Origin of the sequence: Capnocytophaga sp. oral taxon 323 (assembly GCF_001278825.1) — a bacterium.
Classification (GTDB): domain Bacteria; phylum Bacteroidota; class Bacteroidia; order Flavobacteriales; family Flavobacteriaceae; genus Capnocytophaga; species Capnocytophaga ochracea.
Map to the genome: position 1 here is coordinate 978,467 of NZ_CP012589.1, position 16,334 is coordinate 994,800.

The following is a 16,334-nucleotide window of genomic DNA, read 5'->3' on the forward strand; positions in this document are numbered from 1 at the left end:
GTTGGTAATTATTCACTACCTTTGCACCAAATTAAATAGAAATGGCAAATACCAAATATATATTTGTAACTGGGGGCGTAACTTCTTCTTTGGGGAAGGGCATCATTGCGGCTTCGCTTGCCAAGCTCTTGCAGGCTCGTGGCTATAGGGTGACGATACAAAAATTTGACCCTTACATCAATGTAGACCCTGGTACGCTCAACCCTTATGAACACGGCGAATGTTTCGTGACCGAAGACGGTGCTGAGACTGACCTCGACTTGGGACATTATGAACGTTTCCTAAACGTACACACTTCGCAAGCTAATAATGTAACCACAGGACGCGTTTACCAAAGCGTTATCGAGAAAGAACGCCGTGGTGAGTTCTTGGGCAAAACGGTGCAAGTAATACCACACATTACCAATGAAATTAAGGAACGCATTCAGATACTTGGCAAAACAGGCGAATACGACATTGTGATTACCGAAATAGGTGGTACGGTGGGCGACATCGAATCGTTGCCTTATATAGAATCAGTAAGACAGCTTTTGTGGGACTTAGGAGAGCACAATGGCATCGTGATACATCTTACCTTAGTACCTTACCTTGCTGCGGCGGGTGAACTGAAAACCAAACCTACGCAACACAGCGTAAAAACCCTGATGGAAAGCGGTATTCAAGCCGATATACTGGTTTGCCGTACCGAACACGAACTTTCGGACGAGCTTCGATACAAGCTGGCGCTTTTCTGCAATGTGAAGCGAGAGGCAGTAATCCAGTCTATTGATGTGCCTACTATTTACGATGTACCTAATATGATGCTTTTAGAGGGGTTAGACAAAGTGACACTCAAGAAGTTAGACCTCCCTTGTAAAAACGAACCCGACCTCACCCAATGGAACACTTTTTTGCAACGCTACAAGAACCCCAAACACCGCATAAAAGTAGGGTTAGTAGGCAAATACGTAGAGTTACAAGATGCGTATAAGTCGATTTTAGAAGCCTTTATACACGCCGGAGCGGCGAACGAAGTGCGCGTGGATGTGGAGAGTATTCACTCAGAACACCTCAATGAAGAAAATATAGAAGCCAAATTAGGTCATCTGGACGCTGTGCTCGTAGCCCCAGGTTTTGGCGGTCGCGGTATTGAAGGCAAGATAAAAGCTATTGAATACGTGCGTGAACACCGCATTCCGTTTTTGGGAATTTGTCTTGGAATGCAAATGGCAGTCATTGAATTTGCGCGACACATAGCTGGACTTAAAGGGGCTAATTCTACCGAGATGAACGAGCAAACGCCTTATCCGGTAATCAGCTTGATGGAGAGTCAGAAGGAAATTACTCACAAAGGAGGCACTATGCGCCTGGGGGCTTGGGCTTGTGAGCTTAGCAAAGGCAGTAAGATATACGAAGCCTATGGCAAGAAAGAGATTTCGGAACGACATCGCCACCGCTATGAGTTTAACAACGACTACAAAGAACAGCTCGAAAAGGCAGGCTTGCAGTGCACTGGTATCAACCCCGATACGGGTTTGGTGGAAGTGATAGAATTGCCAAATCACCCTTGGTTTGTGGGCGTACAGTATCACCCCGAATACAAGAGCACCGTTGCCAATCCGCATCCGCTATTTGTAGCTTTTGTGAGGGCAGCCTTAAACAATAAACTAAAAAAGAACTAAAACACGGATAAAAACACTTATATGGAAGAAAAAAAATTCGATTTAAAGAGTATTATAGGTTTTACCTTGATTTTTATACTTTTGATGTGGTTTATGAATAACAATAAACCAAGTGAAGAAGAATTAGCTAAACGCAAAGCACAACAAGAACAACAAGCAAATCAAGCTACTAACACCCAAAAAGACACCCATACCGCTACCTTCCAAGGTATCCCTACTGATTCGGTAGCCTTAGAAAAGTACAAAGCCAGCTTAGGTGTTTTTGCCTATTCGGCTACTCTACCGTCGGCAAAAGACGGGGTAACTGTATTGGAAAACAAAGACATCAAGCTTACTATCAGCAACCGAGGCGGACAACCCAAGGAGGTTTTGCTCAAAGAATTTAAAACTTATGATTCTTTGCCTGTTTACTTAATTAAAGATTGGAATGCTACTTTTAACCTCAGTTTTACTACTGCTCAGAACCAAACCCTAAGTTCTAAAGACTTGTACTTTGAGCCTATGCTAAGTGAAAACAACGGCAACAAAGTGCTTTCGATGAAGCTCAAAACTTCAGAAAACGCTTATTTAGAATATGTGTACACCCTACCAAAAGAGGGTTATATGTTGGACGTGGCAGTGCGCTCACAAGGTTTATCGGGTGTTGTGAATACTTCTAAGCCTATGAACATCGACTGGAAGTTGCAGGCACGCCGTATGGAGAAGAGCGTCACCTATGAAAACCGTTATACGCAAGCGACCGTGCAGTACGATGGCGACCGTATTAACCGCTTAAGTCAAGGAGGTAATGACGAGCAAAAAGAAGAGAAAGTGAACTGGGTGGCTTACAAACAACACTTGTTTACATCGGTGCTCATTTCTGACAACCCGTTTGCTAAAGGCGATTTTGTTTCTCACAATATCGCTATGAGCGAAGGAAAAGATGTAAAATACACCAAGAACTTCCTCACTTCTTTGCCTATACAAGCGAAAAGCGGAGAGCTAAGCGAGTCGTTGCACTTCTATTTTGGACCTAGCGATTACAACGTGCTCAAACAGTACAACGACAAGTATGAACTTACTGAGCTCATTCCGTTAGGCTGGGGTATTTTTGGTTGGCTCAACAAATGGTTGTTCATTCCGCTTTACAACTTCCTCACTGATTATTTCTCGGTAGGATTGGTGATTATTTTGATGACCATTATCGTGCGTTTATTATTGTCGCCTATCGTTTACAAATCGTACGTATCACAGGCTAAGATGAAGGTATTGCGCCCTGAGATTGAGGAAATCAACAAGAAATATGAAGAACCTATGAAACGCCAACAAGAAACTATGGCGCTCTACAACAAAGCAGGTGTGAACCCGCTCAGCGGTTGTATTCCTGCTCTGTTACAGTTGCCTGTGTTCTTAGCACTCTTTAACTTCTTCCCTACCGAATTTGGATTGAGACAAAAGAGTTTTTTATGGGCTCACGACCTATCGTCATACGATGCTATTTTTGAACTTCCTTTCTCTATACCGTTCTACGGAAGTCACGTGAGTTTGTTTCCATTGTTGGCTTCTGTGGCTATTTTCATATACTCAATGATGACAATGGCACAGACTGCACAACCTCAGCAACCTGGAATGCCTAATATGAAGTTCCTTATCTACTTATCACCAGTGATGATGTTGTTCTTCTTTAACAACTACGCCAGCGGACTGAGTTTGTACTACTTTATATCTAACCTATTGACCATAGGCATTATGTTGGCTATCAAGTATTGGATTATAGACGAGCAGAAGATTCACGCACAGATACAAGAAAACAAGAAAAAACCTAAGAAGGAAAGTAAATTCCAAGCCAAGATGCGTGAGATGATGGAGCAAGCCGAAGCCCAACGCAAAGCACAACAGAAGAGATAACCGAAGGATTAAAAAATAATTATAAGGTACTCCGAGCCCTTAACATAAGGGGGATGGAGTACTTTATAAGTTGTGGAGAATATCCCAAAAGCCTTTAACAGAGTAGGAAAGAAGATTAATAATTAAAAACAAATGAAAAAAGTTATTCTTATAGCAGTAGCAGTGCTAGTAGCACTGACTGTTACTAATTGTGGGAAAGGGGGCGATGACGCTCCTAAGGAGCTAAAAACTAAGATTTACGAGAATTTTGAAATTACTGAAGATGGTTCAACATTAGTGAAATGGCTTACTGATGAAGAAACTACCATTGATATGGCAGCAGACGAGATGCTGAGCAAAGTAACTGCTATCTCAGATTATGCTTTTGCAGAACACCGAGAAATAACTTCAGTGACTTTGCCCAAAGGCTTAAAGAAAATGGGGAAATGTGCTTTTAAGAGCTGTTCAAAATTAACTTCTATTGTTATTCCTGAGGGGATAACAAGCATAGAAGAGGGTTCTTTTGGGTGGTGTGGAGCCTTAACTTCGGTTACTATCCCGGGCAGTGTTACAAGCGTAGGATATGCGGCTTTCTCCGAGTGTAAGAATTTAGCCAAAATTACTATTCCTGACAAAGGTTTAGTAACCATAGGAGAGCGCGCTTTTTCGTGCCCTGCCTTAAAATCGTTTACTATCCCTACTACTGTAACAAGTATAGAGAAATGGGCTTTTTTTGATTGTCAAAAGCTTACTTCGTTAGTTATTCCTACTTCTGTAAGAAGCATAGGAGAGGGTGCTTTTGCAAACTGTAAGGCTATAACCTCTATAATAATTCCTAAGGGAATAACAAAAATTGAAGATTCTACTTTTATGAATTGTGAAGCTTTGACCTCGGTTACTATCCCTAATACCGTAACAAGCATAGGTAGTGGTGCCTTCAGTTCTTGTAAGTCCTTACCTTCTATTGCCATTCCTAATACTGTAACAAATATAGGAGAAAGTGCTTTTAGTTTGTGTTCTGCATTGAAATCGTTCACCTTTCCTGATAATAATAGTATTACTAGCATTGAGGAAAAAACTTTTTTGGCTGCCGGTTTAACTTCTATTACTATTCCTAATACCGTAAAAAGTATAGGAAATAATGCTTTTGCTGAATGTCCTGCATTAAAGTCGGTTACTTTAAAAGGAGGTACACCTCCTACCATAAACATCGACAGTTGGCCTGGTACTTTTAGCGATACTCCGCTTAATGCTATTTACGTGCCTGCTAACAGTGTAGAGACTTATAAAAAGGCTGATGGTTGGAACAAATTTGCCGATAAAATACAAGCTATTAAATAAGTTATTTGATAGATAACCTATTTTTTCTTGCTTTTTAGCAATACAATTTGTATCTTTGGCACATTATATAAAAAAGCATACAATGACACAGATATTAAACCACACTGATATTGAACACAAGATAAGACGGATTGCTTATCAGATTTACGAAACACACCTCAATGAAGAGGAGATTGTGCTAGCAGGCATTAATGGCAATGGCTATGTGTTTGCTGAGAAACTTGCAGTAGCACTTGCAAGTATAGCCCCTCTGAAAGTAGTTTTATGCCAAATTATAATGGATAAGAAGAACCCTTTGGCAGGCACTGCTACTTCTATTCCTGCGGAACAATACACCAATAAAGCAGTGATAGTGGTAGACGATGTGCTCAATTCAGGACGTACGCTCATCTATGGGGTAAAACACTTTTTGGAAGTCCCCTTAAAACGACTTACTACCGCTGTATTAGTTAATCGTAATCACAAGGACTATCCTGTAAAAGCCGATTTTAAAGGCATATCACTATCTACTTCACTGCAAGAGCACGTTTCGGTAACATTCGACACAAGTAAGTATAGTGTTGATTTATCAAATTAATAAGCTAATCTGTTCATTTGCTAATTAACTAATTTGTTATGTATACCACTCTTATCATTCTTTTTATATCGGCTTTGTTTTTTATGAGCGGGAAGGTGCGCTCCGATTTGGTAGCTATGTGTGCCTTAGTGCTCTTGGTGCTCTTTGGCATATTAACCCCTGAGCAAGCTTTATCGGGCTTTTCGGACAAGGTAGTAGTGATGATGATAGGGCTCTTTGTGGTAGGAGGTGCTATCTTCCAAACGGGATTAGCAAAGATGATGAGCAGTAAAATCTTACGCTTGGCAGGCGATAGCGAGGTAAAACTTCTTATCTTGGTAATGCTCGTTACCGCTTTTATTGGGGCTTTTGTAAGCAATACAGGTACGGTAGCCTTGATGATGCCCATAGTGGTGAGTATGGCAATGAGTGGTAACATCAACAGTAGTCGCCTGTTGATGCCTATGGCTTTTGCCAGTAGTATGGGCGGTATGATGACGCTTATCGGTACGCCTCCTAACTTGGTAATAGATGGAGAGTTAGTGAAAAACGGCTACGATAAACTCACTTTCTTTTCCTTTACCCCAGTGGGATTGGTGTGTTTGGCAATAGGACTGTTAGTTTTAATTCCCACCAGTAAGTTTTTTCTTTCTAAAAAAGGTGATTCTAAGCAAGAAGGAAACCGAAATGGCAAATCACTTACCGATTTGGTACGTGAATATCAACTCTCTAACAACTTATATCGCGTATTAGTAGAAGAAAACACTTTATTTATAGGTAAAACGCTCAAAGAAATCAACCTTTCGCAACGTTATCACATTTCGGTATTAGAAATCAGGCGCAAACCTACTTCTAACAATCCTTTTTTCAAAACAGGCAACCAAGAGGTAGTAAATGCTGATACCGTAATTTATGAAGGAGATATTCTTTATTTGCGCGGTAGCTTTGAGTCGATTGAACAAATGAACGCCGAAAATCACTTAAACTTTCTCGACACACACCACCCCGAACAACGCTTGCCTAACGAGTTGCACTTCCACGATATAGGCATAGCCGAAGTACTGATAATGCCTGCTTCGAAATTGGTAAACACCCGCATCAGTGATAGCAAACTGCGCGAACACTTTGGGCTCAATATCTTAGGTATTCAGCGCAAAGATAACTATATTTTGCAAAACTTAAAAGACGAAAAGATGCACGCTGGCGACATACTATTGGTGCAAGGAACTTGGGAGCACATTGCTAAAATGGACGCTGAACGCAGTCAGTTGGTAGTATTAGGGCAACCTCTTGCCGAGGCATCTAAGGTAACCCTCACCCACAAAGCTCCTATCGCTGCGCTAATAATGGTAGGAATGGTAGTCGCAATGATGTTCGATTTTATCCCTATAGCACCCGTTACTGCTGTGCTTATCGCCTCTTTATTGATGGTTATTTCAGGAGCTTTGCGCAATATTGAAGCTGCTTACAAGACGATTAACTGGGAGAGTATTGTTCTCATTGCAGGTATGTTACCTATGGCATTAGCCTTGGAAAAAACAGGAGTATCAGCCTTAGTATCGAATGCATTAGTAGGGAGTTTAGGCGATAAGAGTCCATATATACTCTTGGCAGGCGTGTATTTTACCACTTCGCTTATGACGATGTTCATCAGTAATACCGCTACAGCCGTACTCTTGGCACCCATTGCTATTAAAACCGCCTTATCGTTAGGCTTACAACCCCACGCTTTTATGTTTGCAGTAGCCGTAGGTGCAAGTATGTGTTTTGCTTCTCCTTTCTCCACTCCGCCCAATGCATTGGTAATGTCGGCTGGGCGTTACACTTTTATGGATTACGTGAAAGTAGGCTTACCTCTGCAAATCATTATGGGTATTATAATGGTATTGGTGTTGCCATTATTATTCCCATTTCAATAAAAAGTTGTATCTTTGCCGAAATTTTTAAAAGTAAAGAATGAAAAAAAGAATTTCAGATTTTTTGTTAGGCGTTTCTAAATACGTATTTGCGGGCTTATTAATCGCTCCACTATTTAACTCAACTTTCGCGTACAACGATGCTTATTGGTGCGCTTTTACTGTAGCTATTTTAGCTCTTATAGTAGGGCTTTTCCTCTCTAAACAGAAAAAAGGAGCGGTGAATAAAAACAACAATAACAACCGCAACAAAAACTATCGCAAGAACAATAATAGCAGAAATAATACAACTTCTAACAGAGCATAACTATTTCTTCCTCTCAAAACTATGAAAGTCTATTTCGATAATGCGGCTACTACCCCCGTCTATCCAGAGGTAATACAGAAGATGACGGAAGTACTGAGGGATACTTATGGCAACCCCTCTTCTACACACGCTTTTGGGCGTAAAGCCAAGTCGCTTATTGAATATAGTCGCAAGCAAATAGCTAAACAACTGAATGCTTCACCCTCTGAAATTATTTTCACTTCAGGGGGTACTGAAGCTAATAACCTTATCTTGCGCAGTTGTGTGCACGATTTAGGTGTACAAATTGTCATTTCTTCTCCAATAGAGCATCACGCTGTATTGCATACCTTAGAGGTATTAGCCAAAGAATATCCTATAAAAATAGTTTACGTAAACCTTACGAACAAAGGAGTTGTAGACCTCTCTCATTTAGAGTACTTGCTCCAGCAATATACTGAAAAAAAGGTATTGGTGAGCCTAATGCACATAAACAACGAAATAGGGAACATTCTACCTTTAAAAGAAGTAACTGCACTCTGTAAACAATACAATGCTTATTTCCATTCAGATACCGTACAGTCTGTGGGGCATTACCCTATCAATTTGGAGGAAATCCCTGCCGACTTTATCACGGCTTCAGCTCATAAGTTTCACGGGCCTAAAGGAGTAGGATTTGCTTTTATTAGAAAAGGCATTGCGCTACACAGCAGTATCACAGGGGGTGAACAAGAAAAAGGCTTGCGTGCAGGTACCGAAGCTGTTCATAATATAGTAGGAATGGAAGTCGCTTTTAGTCTATCATACACTAATTTAGATAGAAACACTGAAAAGCTCAAAGACCTGAAGCGTTATTTTATTAAACAACTCAAACATCATTTCCCAGAGGCGGTATTTAACGGAATGTCGGATACTTTAGACGAAAGCAGTTACACCATTGTGAACATAGGTTTTCCCTCATTGAAAAACCAAAATAGCACCCTGCTTTTTCAGTTAGACTTAAAAGGCATTGCTTGTTCCAAAGGGAGTGCTTGCCAGAGTGGAAGCGTGCAAACCTCTCACGTACTATCGGCTTTTTTACCTGAGGAAGCACTACAATATCCCTCGCTAAGATGCTCTTTTTCCATCTTTAACACAGTAAAAGACGTCGATTTTCTTATCGAAAGCGTTAAAGAAATCTCTCATAATAATCACTGATAATAAACTACTTACATTTCTATTACACATTAAGCAGAAAAATATTTACAGAAAAATAGTAGGTAATTCAAAATATTGTTGTAATTTAGTAGCGTTTTTAAACAATAGTTGCATTTAAATCTTAGATATGTCAGAGGAAAAAAACACATTAGCCATAGAGGATAACCGCGAGGACAACCGTTTAGAAGATGCGTCATTAGTAAACTATGAGGCAATGTCTCTTAGTGAATTAACCAAAGAACTAAAAGAACTACTCCAAACTGAGAAAACCCAAGCTATCAAAAAGCAAGTGGACGCTATTCGTTATGAGTTCGACAAAAAATACGACGCTCTTGTAGAAGAGAAAAAAGAAGAGTTCATAGCCGACGGAGGAGAATTATATAATTTTTCTTACGAAATTCCTGTTTATAGAGAATTCTACACCGCTTTCAACGATTATCGCGAAAAGCGCAATCAATACTATAAAGAGATTGAGAAAACCCATAAAGAAAACCTTGCTAAACGCCGAGAAATCATCGAAGAACTCAAAAGCCTTCTCAATGCCGAAGAACATTTGGGTACTACCTTCAAGCAGTTCCAACAATTGCAAGAGCGTTGGCGCAAAGCAGGAGCCGTATCTAATGCCGATTATGAGGATTTGTGGAATACTTATCACCACCACGTAGAGAACTTCTATGACTTTATCCACCTCAGCAAAGACTTGCGTGACATCGACTTTAAGCGCAATTTAGAAGAAAAACTAAAAATTATTGAGCGTGCCGAAGCTCTTGCCCAAGACGACGTAGATGCTCTCATTGCCTCTCGTGAGCTACAAGTGTTACACCGTGTTTGGAAAGAGGAAATAGGTCCTGTAGATAAAGAACACCGCGAAAGCATATGGCAACGTTTCAGTGAACTTACTAAGAAAATACACGACAAACGCCAATATTACCTCAAAAACTTAGATAAAGTATACGAAGAAAATGCAGTGAAGAAGCAAGGTATCATTGAGCGGATTAAGAAACTCGGTGAGAAAGAACCTACTACTCACAGCGCTTGGAAACAGCTTTCTAAGCAAGTAGAAGATTTACGTCAGTCATTCCTAAATGTAGGAAAAGTACCTTTACAACAAGCTGATGAGGTATGGAAATCTTTCAATATAGCTTTACGTGCTTTTAACAAGAAGAAGAACCAATTCTACAAAACACTCAAAAAAGAGCAACAAGAGAACCTCACTAAGAAATTAGCCTTATTAGAAATAGCAAAAGCTAACCAAAATAGCACCGATTGGGAAACCACTACTGAACTGATGAAGAACATTCAGAGAGAGTGGAAAGAAATAGGAAGCGTTCCTCTTAGAAATACCGAAAAAATTTGGAAGGAATTCAAGAGAGCTTGTGATACGTATTTCAGTAGATTTGCTGAGACTATTCAGCATTCTAAAAATAAAGAGTCTGATGCGCTTGAACAAAAGAAAGCCTTTTTGGATAAGCTGAAAGAATATCAATTAAGTACCGATAGAGATAAAGAGATAGCAACTTTACAAAACTTTGTGAATGAATGGAATGCTATAGGAAACACTCATCATTCTAAGAGAACCATCGACATCAAATTTCATAAGATTATTGATGCACTGTACAAGAAACTCAATTTTGATAAGCAAGAAATTGAGCTTATCAAGTATAACAACAAGTTAGAACGACTTATCAACGATGATAACGAGAACTCGCTTAACAATGAGGTGATTTTTGTAAGACGTCGTATCGATGAGCTCAAATCGGAGATAATACAGTTAGAAAACAACTTAGCTTTCTTTGGTAATATCGACGAGAAGAACCCATTAGTACGCGATGTGATTAAGAACATCAACAACCAAAAAGAAGCTCTTAAAACGTGGGAAAATAAACTTCGTGAGCTAAAGCATTTGCAAAAAACACAATTAGCTGAAGCCTCTGAAGAAAAGATAGAAGAAAAGGAATAATTTTATTGTTTTCATATTTAGAGAAGAGGTTATGCTTGCTAAGTAACCTCTTTTCGAGTTTTATATCTGTATGAAATTAGTATTTGCTACCCATAATCAGCATAAATTAAAGGAAATACAAGCCCTTTTACCTAAAAATATCGAACTGCTAAGTTTGAGCGACATAGGGTGCTATGACGATATAGCCGAGACTGCTACTACTATTGAGGGCAACGCTTTGCTGAAAGCTCAATACATCAAAGAGCATTATCATTGCAACGTTTTTGCTGATGATACAGGCTTAGAGGTACAGGCACTAAACAATGCTCCTGGGGTATATTCGGCACGGTATGCAGGTGAGCACAAAAGCGATGCAGACAATATGTATTTGCTACTAAAGAATATGGAAGGAATCTCACACAGAGAGGCTCAGTTTAAAACGGTTATTGCTTTATGTTTAGATGGCTCTATATATACTTTTGAAGGTATCGCAAAGGGACGTATAGGCACTACTCCTGTAGGCACTAACGGTTTTGGGTATGACCCTATATTTATTCCTGAGGGTTCTGACCAAACTTTTGCCGAGCTGACCCAAGAAGAAAAGAACCGTATCAGTCACCGTGGAAAAGCCTTTGAAAAGCTATTACATTTCTTAAACCAAAATATTCAGTAAGAAAAATGAGTTTATTAGAGATTAAAAATATCAAACGAGATTTTAGATTAGGATCTGAAATACTGCACGTACTGAAAGGCATCAACCTATCTATAGAGAAGGGAGAATACCTTGCCCTTATGGGACCATCGGGCTCTGGTAAATCTACTTTGATGAACATCTTAGGGTGCTTAGATACGCCTACCTCAGGCGAGTATATTCTGAACGGTAAAGATGTAAGCAAGATGAGCGACTCGGAATTAGCCGACATTCGCAATAAAGAGATAGGCTTCGTATTTCAAACCTTCAACCTAATGCCACGTACTACGGCTTTAGACAATGTAGCTTTGCCTATGGTATACGCAGGCGTTAAGAAAGAAAAACGACACGAGCGCGCTAAAGAAGTACTGAAATTAGTGGGATTAGAAGACCGTATGCTTCACAAACCCAATGAACTATCAGGAGGGCAACGCCAAAGAGTAGCTATAGCGAGAGCTTTGGTAAACCACCCTTCAATTATCTTAGCCGATGAGCCTACTGGGAACCTTGACTCTAAAACTTCTTATGAAATAATGAACCTTTTTGACGAAATCTACCAAAAAGGGAATACCGTTATCTTGGTAACCCACGAAGAAGACATTGCTCGGTATGCCAAACGGATTGTCCGTTTAAAAGACGGACTTATAGAAACTGATAGCGCTAAGTAAATGAATATCGGAATTATTATCCCTGCTTATAACGAAGCTGAAAGCATTGGTGTTACCTTGCAATCTCTGCTAAATCAGACCTATCTTCCCTATCAAATTATAGTAGTAGACGACGGTTCTACCGATACCACTGCTGAGGTAGTGAACCAAATTGCTACCCAATATTCCGTAGTACAATTGGTGCAACGCAGTGAGAAGGGGGAACATCTACCAGGGGCTAAAATAGTGCAGACTTTTAACTATGGGCTTCCTTACCTAAAAGAAGCCGTAGAGGTGATTTGCAAATTTGATGCCGACCTCATCTTCCCTAACAACTATCTCGAAACAATGTGCAAGCAATACAGTGAAAATCCACAGTTGGGAATGTTTGGGGGCTTTTGTTATATTGAGAGAAATGGCTCTTGGGTACTTGAGAATCTCACTAATAAAGACCACCTAAGAGGTGCTGTAAAATCTTATCGGAAGGCGTGTTTTGAAGCTATAGGTGGACTTAAAATAGCAATGGGTTGGGACACCGCCGATGAGCTATTGGCGCGCTACCACGGTTGGATAGTACAAACTGACGATACTCTTCACGTAAAACACCTACGCCCGACAGGTGCTGGCTATAAAAGCAATGCCCGTTACCTGCAAGGAAGCGTTTTCTACCGTCTGCGATACGGTTTCTTCCTAACTTTACTCGCTGCCATAAAATTAGCCATAAGAAAACGCAATGGTAAACTCTTCTTAGATTATTGCAAAGGATTTTATAAAGCTAAACAAGAAAAACAACCTTACTTACTCACTCCTGAAGAAGGTAAATGGGTAAGACAATACCGATGGAAAGGGATTTTCAGTAAAGTAGTGAAAAGCAAAAAATGAAAAAGTAATAATATCAAAAATGCCAATAATGCCAATAATACTAAATTGATGATGATACGAGGTCGTAGTACGACAGGCAACTAAACAAAGTGCGAGCCGCACGGGCAGATAGAGAAAAGACGAACAATGAACGAACAATGAACGAACAATGAACGAACAAAAGACGAACAAAAGACGAACAAAAGACGAACAAAAGACGAACAAAAGACGAACAAAAGACGAACAAAAGACGAACAAAAGACGGTGCGAGCCGCACGGGCAAATGAACAATGAACGAAGAAAAGACAAAAGATGAACGAACCTAAGTAGAAGGTAAGTTAAAGCTAAGATAGACATAAAAAGAGAGTTATTAATAGATTTCAACATTGCCGAAGTTTGAAACTTTAGCAAAACCCATACCGCAAAAGTAATAGCATACAAGAGATACCCTTATCCCTCTCCTAATTAAATGCTCTTCAGTTATTTTTATGCATCAAATGGCATATTTGGCAAATAATTATTATCTTTGCCCCGACTAAGAAACTAAAAAAACAAGGTTCAAGAATGATAAAACACAAGTATGGCAGAACGCAAACCAGTTTGCCCACTGAAATTATTGAACTACTGAGCGACCAAGTGAGTAAAGAATTGGTATGTTCTATTCTTGACCCCTTCGAGTTCTACGACGAAAAAGATTCGCCTATGGCTCTTAAACTTATTGATGAACACATTCTTTTAGACGAGAAATAATGATTTTAGTAACTGGCGGAACAGGACAGATTGGCAGTCGTTTACTTTTTCACCTTACCCAAAACAAGGCGCATAAAGTAAGGGCTATCTATCGCAGTACCCATTCGTTAGAAAAAATAGAACAACTTTTTACAAAAGAATCTCCTAATGGAGCGGAACAATTCCGCTCTATTGAGTGGGTAGAAGCCGATATAAGTAACATTCCTGCGCTAGAACAAGCGTTTGCGAATGTTTCTTTTGTTTTTCATTGTGCGGGCTTCATCTCTTTTCAGCCTAAGGATTTTGCTCAGCTTATCAAAGTGAATGTGGAAGGAACTGCTAATATCGTAAACTTGTGTATTGACTTTAAGGTAAAAAAACTCTGTTATGTGAGCTCTGTAGCTACCCTTTCAGCTTTGCCTCACACGCCTATTGATGAGGAAAACGACTGGAATAGTGAGGACAATAACACTGATTACGCTATCAGTAAGAACGGTGGCGAAATGGAGGTATGGCGTGGCTCGCAAGAAGGATTGCCAGTGGTTATTGTAAATCCTTCAGTGGTGTTGGGTGCTGATTTCTCTGAACAAGGCTCTGGCTTGTGGTTTAAAAAAGTAGCTGATGGACAGAAATATTACCCCACAGGGGGTACAGGCTTTGTGGCGGTAGACGATGTCGTACGTGCAATGATACAGCTACAGTTCTCTGAGGTTACGGGAGAACGCTTTGTACTAAATACTGCTAATCTTAGTTATCAAATGGTTTTTGAGAAAATTGCGAAAGGTTTGGGAGTGAAAGCTCCAAGCAAAAAGATTTCGCATAAAACATTACGTCGTTTGGCACGTTTAGACGGTTTTTTGAGTTTCTTTGGTATTAAAAAAAGAGCACTTACCCTCCAAACAGCCGATGCTCTCGGCTTAATAAGGACTTATAATGGCGATAAAATAACAGAGTTTATCGATTTTCAGTACAGTGATATCGATGAAGTGATTCAAGAGATTTGCGCAAAATATCCGCTATGAGAAAATGGTTTAAATATCTTTTTAAAATACTTCTTTTCCCTTTGGCGTGTTTGTATGGTGCGATAGTTCGCCTGCGCCATTGGTGCTATAACGTGGGTATCTTTAAAGAATATTCTTTTGCCGTACCTACTATTTGCGTGGGCAATGTAGCAGTAGGAGGGACAGGTAAGAGCCCAATGGTGGAGTACCTCATCAGGCTATGGCATAAACAACGCAGAGTGGGCGTGCTCAGTCGTGGTTATAAACGCAAGACAAAGGGCTTTATATTAGCTACCGAGACTTCTACGGTATTGGATTTAGGTGATGAACCTTTCCAATTTTGGTGGAAATTTAAGGATTTTATCTTAGCCGTTTGTGCCAACCGAGTAGAAGGTGTAGAACGAATGCTCGCCTTGCCTGCACCTCCTGAGCTGATTATATTAGACGACGCTTTCCAACATCGCCCCGTAAAAGCAAAAATCAACATAGTGCTCACTGCTTACGGACATCTGTTTACTGACGACTGGCTACTGCCAATGGGGCGACTCCGCGATGTAGTAAGCCGAGTGCAACAAGCCGATATAGTGGTTGTAACTAAATGTCCTCCCTCATTGTCAGAAAAAGAACGTACTCAGCTCATAGCGCGTTTACAGAAGCATTGCCTTTGTCCTATCGCCTTTGCAACCATTGCCTATGATAAGCAAGTATTTTCAGAGAAGGAAAACATATCTTTGACGACTTTCATTCAAGAACCTTTTACTTTGGTAACAGGCATTGCCAATCCGAATCCGCTACTCACATTCTTGAAAGAACAAGGAGCAGATTTTCAGCATTTAGCTTTTGCTGACCATCATCATTTTACCAAGAGAGAAATACAGCAATTGCAAGGCAAGCGAATCCTCACCACTGAGAAAGACTACGTGCGCCTGCAACCTCATTTGCAAGACTTGTACTACCTGCCTATCGCAATGCAATTCCTCACCCCCACTGATGAACATACATTTGGCACAGTTTTTGAAAATCTATAAACACGAAATAATTACAAACTTTTATCAGTATGACAAGAAAACTCATCGCTATTGTAGCTTTTGTTTTGGTAGCTACTGCTACTCTTGAAGCTCAGGAAATTAAATGGATGACTTTTGACCAAGCTATTGCTGCTCAGAAGAAAAAACCTAAAAAAATATTTATTGACGTATACACTAATTGGTGTGGACCTTGCAAAATGTTAGCGAACAACACTTTTAAGAACAAAGACTTAGTAAAGTATGTGAACGATAATTATTACGCTGTAAAGTTCAATGGTGAAGGTAACGAAGTAGCGAACTACAAAGGACAAAAGTTTGAGAACAAAGGCTATGACCCCGCATTGGCTGAACGCCGTAACGCCACACATCCACTTATCGGCTATATGCAAGTACAGGCTTACCCAACAATGGTGTTCTTAGACGAAAATAACGATTTGATAACAGGTATTACCGGCTATATGTCGCCTACTCAATTAGAACTCTACTTGAAAATGTTTAACAACAATGATTACAAAAAAATCACTACTCAACAAGAGTTTCAAGTATATCAATCGAAGTTCAAACCTACATTTAAAAACTAATAAATACACTTTTTCATAAACACACGTCAAAAAC

At 39.9% G+C, this 16,334-nt stretch carries 16 protein-coding genes; all 16 read left to right on the plus strand.

Annotated elements, in window-relative coordinates; genetic code table 11:
* Window positions 1-41: 41 nt before the first annotated feature.
* The 16 genes from AM608_RS04350 (at window position 42) to AM608_RS04420 (ending at window position 16,300) form a co-directional block, all read left to right on the plus strand.
* On the plus strand, window positions 42-1,661 hold the full coding sequence (locus AM608_RS04350) for a CTP synthase (protein ID WP_053580883.1): 1,620 nt from the start codon (window positions 42-44) through the stop codon (window positions 1,659-1,661).
* A gap of 21 nt (window positions 1,662-1,682) precedes the next feature.
* Window positions 1,683-3,548 (plus strand): membrane protein insertase YidC, encoded by a 1,866-nt coding sequence (gene yidC / locus AM608_RS04355; protein ID WP_053580884.1) that lies wholly within the window; start codon window positions 1,683-1,685, stop codon window positions 3,546-3,548.
* A 132-nt stretch (window positions 3,549-3,680) separates the two neighbouring features.
* The gene (locus AM608_RS04360) at window positions 3,681-4,868 is read left to right on the plus strand and encodes a leucine-rich repeat domain-containing protein (protein WP_053580885.1); all 1,188 of its coding nucleotides are present in this window, start codon (window positions 3,681-3,683) and stop codon (window positions 4,866-4,868) included.
* Between the two features lie 82 nt (window positions 4,869-4,950).
* Window positions 4,951-5,445: a phosphoribosyltransferase family protein gene (locus AM608_RS04365; protein WP_002676355.1), complete on the plus strand. Its 495-nt coding sequence runs from the start codon at window positions 4,951-4,953 to the stop codon at window positions 5,443-5,445.
* 38 nt (window positions 5,446-5,483) lie between these two features.
* Window positions 5,484-7,343, plus strand: coding sequence for an SLC13 family permease (locus AM608_RS04370; RefSeq protein ID WP_053580886.1), 1,860 nt, complete (start codon window positions 5,484-5,486; stop codon window positions 7,341-7,343).
* Between the two features lie 37 nt (window positions 7,344-7,380).
* Window positions 7,381-7,647, plus strand: coding sequence for a DUF6722 family protein (locus AM608_RS04375; RefSeq protein ID WP_053580887.1), 267 nt, complete (start codon window positions 7,381-7,383; stop codon window positions 7,645-7,647).
* A gap of 21 nt (window positions 7,648-7,668) precedes the next feature.
* Window positions 7,669-8,823 carry a cysteine desulfurase family protein gene (locus tag AM608_RS04380; protein WP_053580888.1) on the plus strand — a complete coding sequence of 385 codons (1,155 nt, stop codon included), beginning with the start codon at window positions 7,669-7,671 and terminating at the stop codon, window positions 8,821-8,823.
* A gap of 127 nt (window positions 8,824-8,950) precedes the next feature.
* The gene (locus tag AM608_RS04385) at window positions 8,951-10,783 is read left to right on the plus strand and encodes a DUF349 domain-containing protein (protein ID WP_053580889.1); all 1,833 of its coding nucleotides are present in this window, start codon (window positions 8,951-8,953) and stop codon (window positions 10,781-10,783) included.
* A gap of 70 nt (window positions 10,784-10,853) precedes the next feature.
* Window positions 10,854-11,435, plus strand: coding sequence for a non-canonical purine NTP diphosphatase (locus tag AM608_RS04390; protein WP_053580890.1), 582 nt, complete (start codon window positions 10,854-10,856; stop codon window positions 11,433-11,435).
* Window positions 11,436-11,440: 5 nt separating this feature from the next.
* Window positions 11,441-12,121 carry an ABC transporter ATP-binding protein gene (locus AM608_RS04395; RefSeq protein ID WP_009410673.1) on the plus strand — a complete coding sequence of 227 codons (681 nt, stop codon included), beginning with the start codon at window positions 11,441-11,443 and terminating at the stop codon, window positions 12,119-12,121.
* Window positions 12,122-12,982, plus strand: a complete 861-nt coding sequence (locus AM608_RS04400) for a glycosyltransferase family 2 protein (protein ID WP_053580891.1) — start codon at window positions 12,122-12,124, stop codon at window positions 12,980-12,982.
* A 148-nt stretch (window positions 12,983-13,130) separates the two neighbouring features.
* Window positions 13,131-13,277, plus strand: coding sequence for a hypothetical protein (locus AM608_RS12065; protein WP_157466253.1), 147 nt, complete (start codon window positions 13,131-13,133; stop codon window positions 13,275-13,277).
* Window positions 13,278-13,525: 248 nt separating this feature from the next.
* The gene (locus AM608_RS04405) at window positions 13,526-13,711 is read left to right on the plus strand and encodes a hypothetical protein (protein WP_009417906.1); all 186 of its coding nucleotides are present in this window, start codon (window positions 13,526-13,528) and stop codon (window positions 13,709-13,711) included.
* Window positions 13,711-14,712 (plus strand): NAD-dependent epimerase/dehydratase family protein, encoded by a 1,002-nt coding sequence (locus AM608_RS04410; protein ID WP_053580892.1) that lies wholly within the window; start codon window positions 13,711-13,713, stop codon window positions 14,710-14,712. Before AM608_RS04405 ends, AM608_RS04410 begins: the two co-directional genes overlap by 1 nt.
* Window positions 14,709-15,719, plus strand: coding sequence for a tetraacyldisaccharide 4'-kinase (gene lpxK / locus AM608_RS04415; protein WP_053580893.1), 1,011 nt, complete (start codon window positions 14,709-14,711; stop codon window positions 15,717-15,719). The genes AM608_RS04410 and lpxK overlap by 4 nt, the downstream gene beginning before the upstream one ends.
* Window positions 15,720-15,748: 29 nt before the next feature.
* Window positions 15,749-16,300, plus strand: a complete 552-nt coding sequence (locus tag AM608_RS04420; RefSeq protein ID WP_053580894.1) for a thioredoxin fold domain-containing protein — start codon at window positions 15,749-15,751, stop codon at window positions 16,298-16,300.
* The last annotated feature ends 34 nt before the right edge of the window (window positions 16,301-16,334 follow it).

Excerpts from the sequence above, each read along its gene's own strand:
- AM608_RS04350 (WP_053580883.1), top strand. The coding sequence starts at position 42 with ATGGCAAATACCAAATATATATTTGTAACTGGGGGCGTAACTTCTTCT.
- yidC (WP_053580884.1), top strand. The coding sequence starts at position 1,683 with ATGGAAGAAAAAAAATTCGATTTAAAGAGTATTATAGGTTTTACCTTG.
- AM608_RS04360 (WP_053580885.1), top strand. The coding sequence starts at position 3,681 with ATGAAAAAAGTTATTCTTATAGCAGTAGCAGTGCTAGTAGCACTGACT.
- AM608_RS04365 (WP_002676355.1), top strand. The coding sequence starts at position 4,951 with ATGACACAGATATTAAACCACACTGATATTGAACACAAGATAAGACGG.
- AM608_RS04370 (WP_053580886.1), top strand. The coding sequence starts at position 5,484 with ATGTATACCACTCTTATCATTCTTTTTATATCGGCTTTGTTTTTTATG.
- AM608_RS04375 (WP_053580887.1), top strand. The coding sequence starts at position 7,381 with ATGAAAAAAAGAATTTCAGATTTTTTGTTAGGCGTTTCTAAATACGTA.
- AM608_RS04380 (WP_053580888.1), top strand. The coding sequence starts at position 7,669 with ATGAAAGTCTATTTCGATAATGCGGCTACTACCCCCGTCTATCCAGAG.
- AM608_RS04385 (WP_053580889.1), top strand. The coding sequence starts at position 8,951 with ATGTCAGAGGAAAAAAACACATTAGCCATAGAGGATAACCGCGAGGAC.
- AM608_RS04390 (WP_053580890.1), top strand. The coding sequence starts at position 10,854 with ATGAAATTAGTATTTGCTACCCATAATCAGCATAAATTAAAGGAAATA.
- AM608_RS04395 (WP_009410673.1), top strand. The coding sequence starts at position 11,441 with ATGAGTTTATTAGAGATTAAAAATATCAAACGAGATTTTAGATTAGGA.
- AM608_RS04400 (WP_053580891.1), top strand. The coding sequence starts at position 12,122 with ATGAATATCGGAATTATTATCCCTGCTTATAACGAAGCTGAAAGCATT.
- AM608_RS12065 (WP_157466253.1), top strand. The coding sequence starts at position 13,131 with ATGAACGAACAAAAGACGAACAAAAGACGAACAAAAGACGAACAAAAG.
- AM608_RS04405 (WP_009417906.1), top strand. The coding sequence starts at position 13,526 with ATGATAAAACACAAGTATGGCAGAACGCAAACCAGTTTGCCCACTGAA.
- AM608_RS04410 (WP_053580892.1), top strand. The coding sequence starts at position 13,711 with ATGATTTTAGTAACTGGCGGAACAGGACAGATTGGCAGTCGTTTACTT.
- lpxK (WP_053580893.1), top strand. The coding sequence starts at position 14,709 with ATGAGAAAATGGTTTAAATATCTTTTTAAAATACTTCTTTTCCCTTTG.
- AM608_RS04420 (WP_053580894.1), top strand. The coding sequence starts at position 15,749 with ATGACAAGAAAACTCATCGCTATTGTAGCTTTTGTTTTGGTAGCTACT.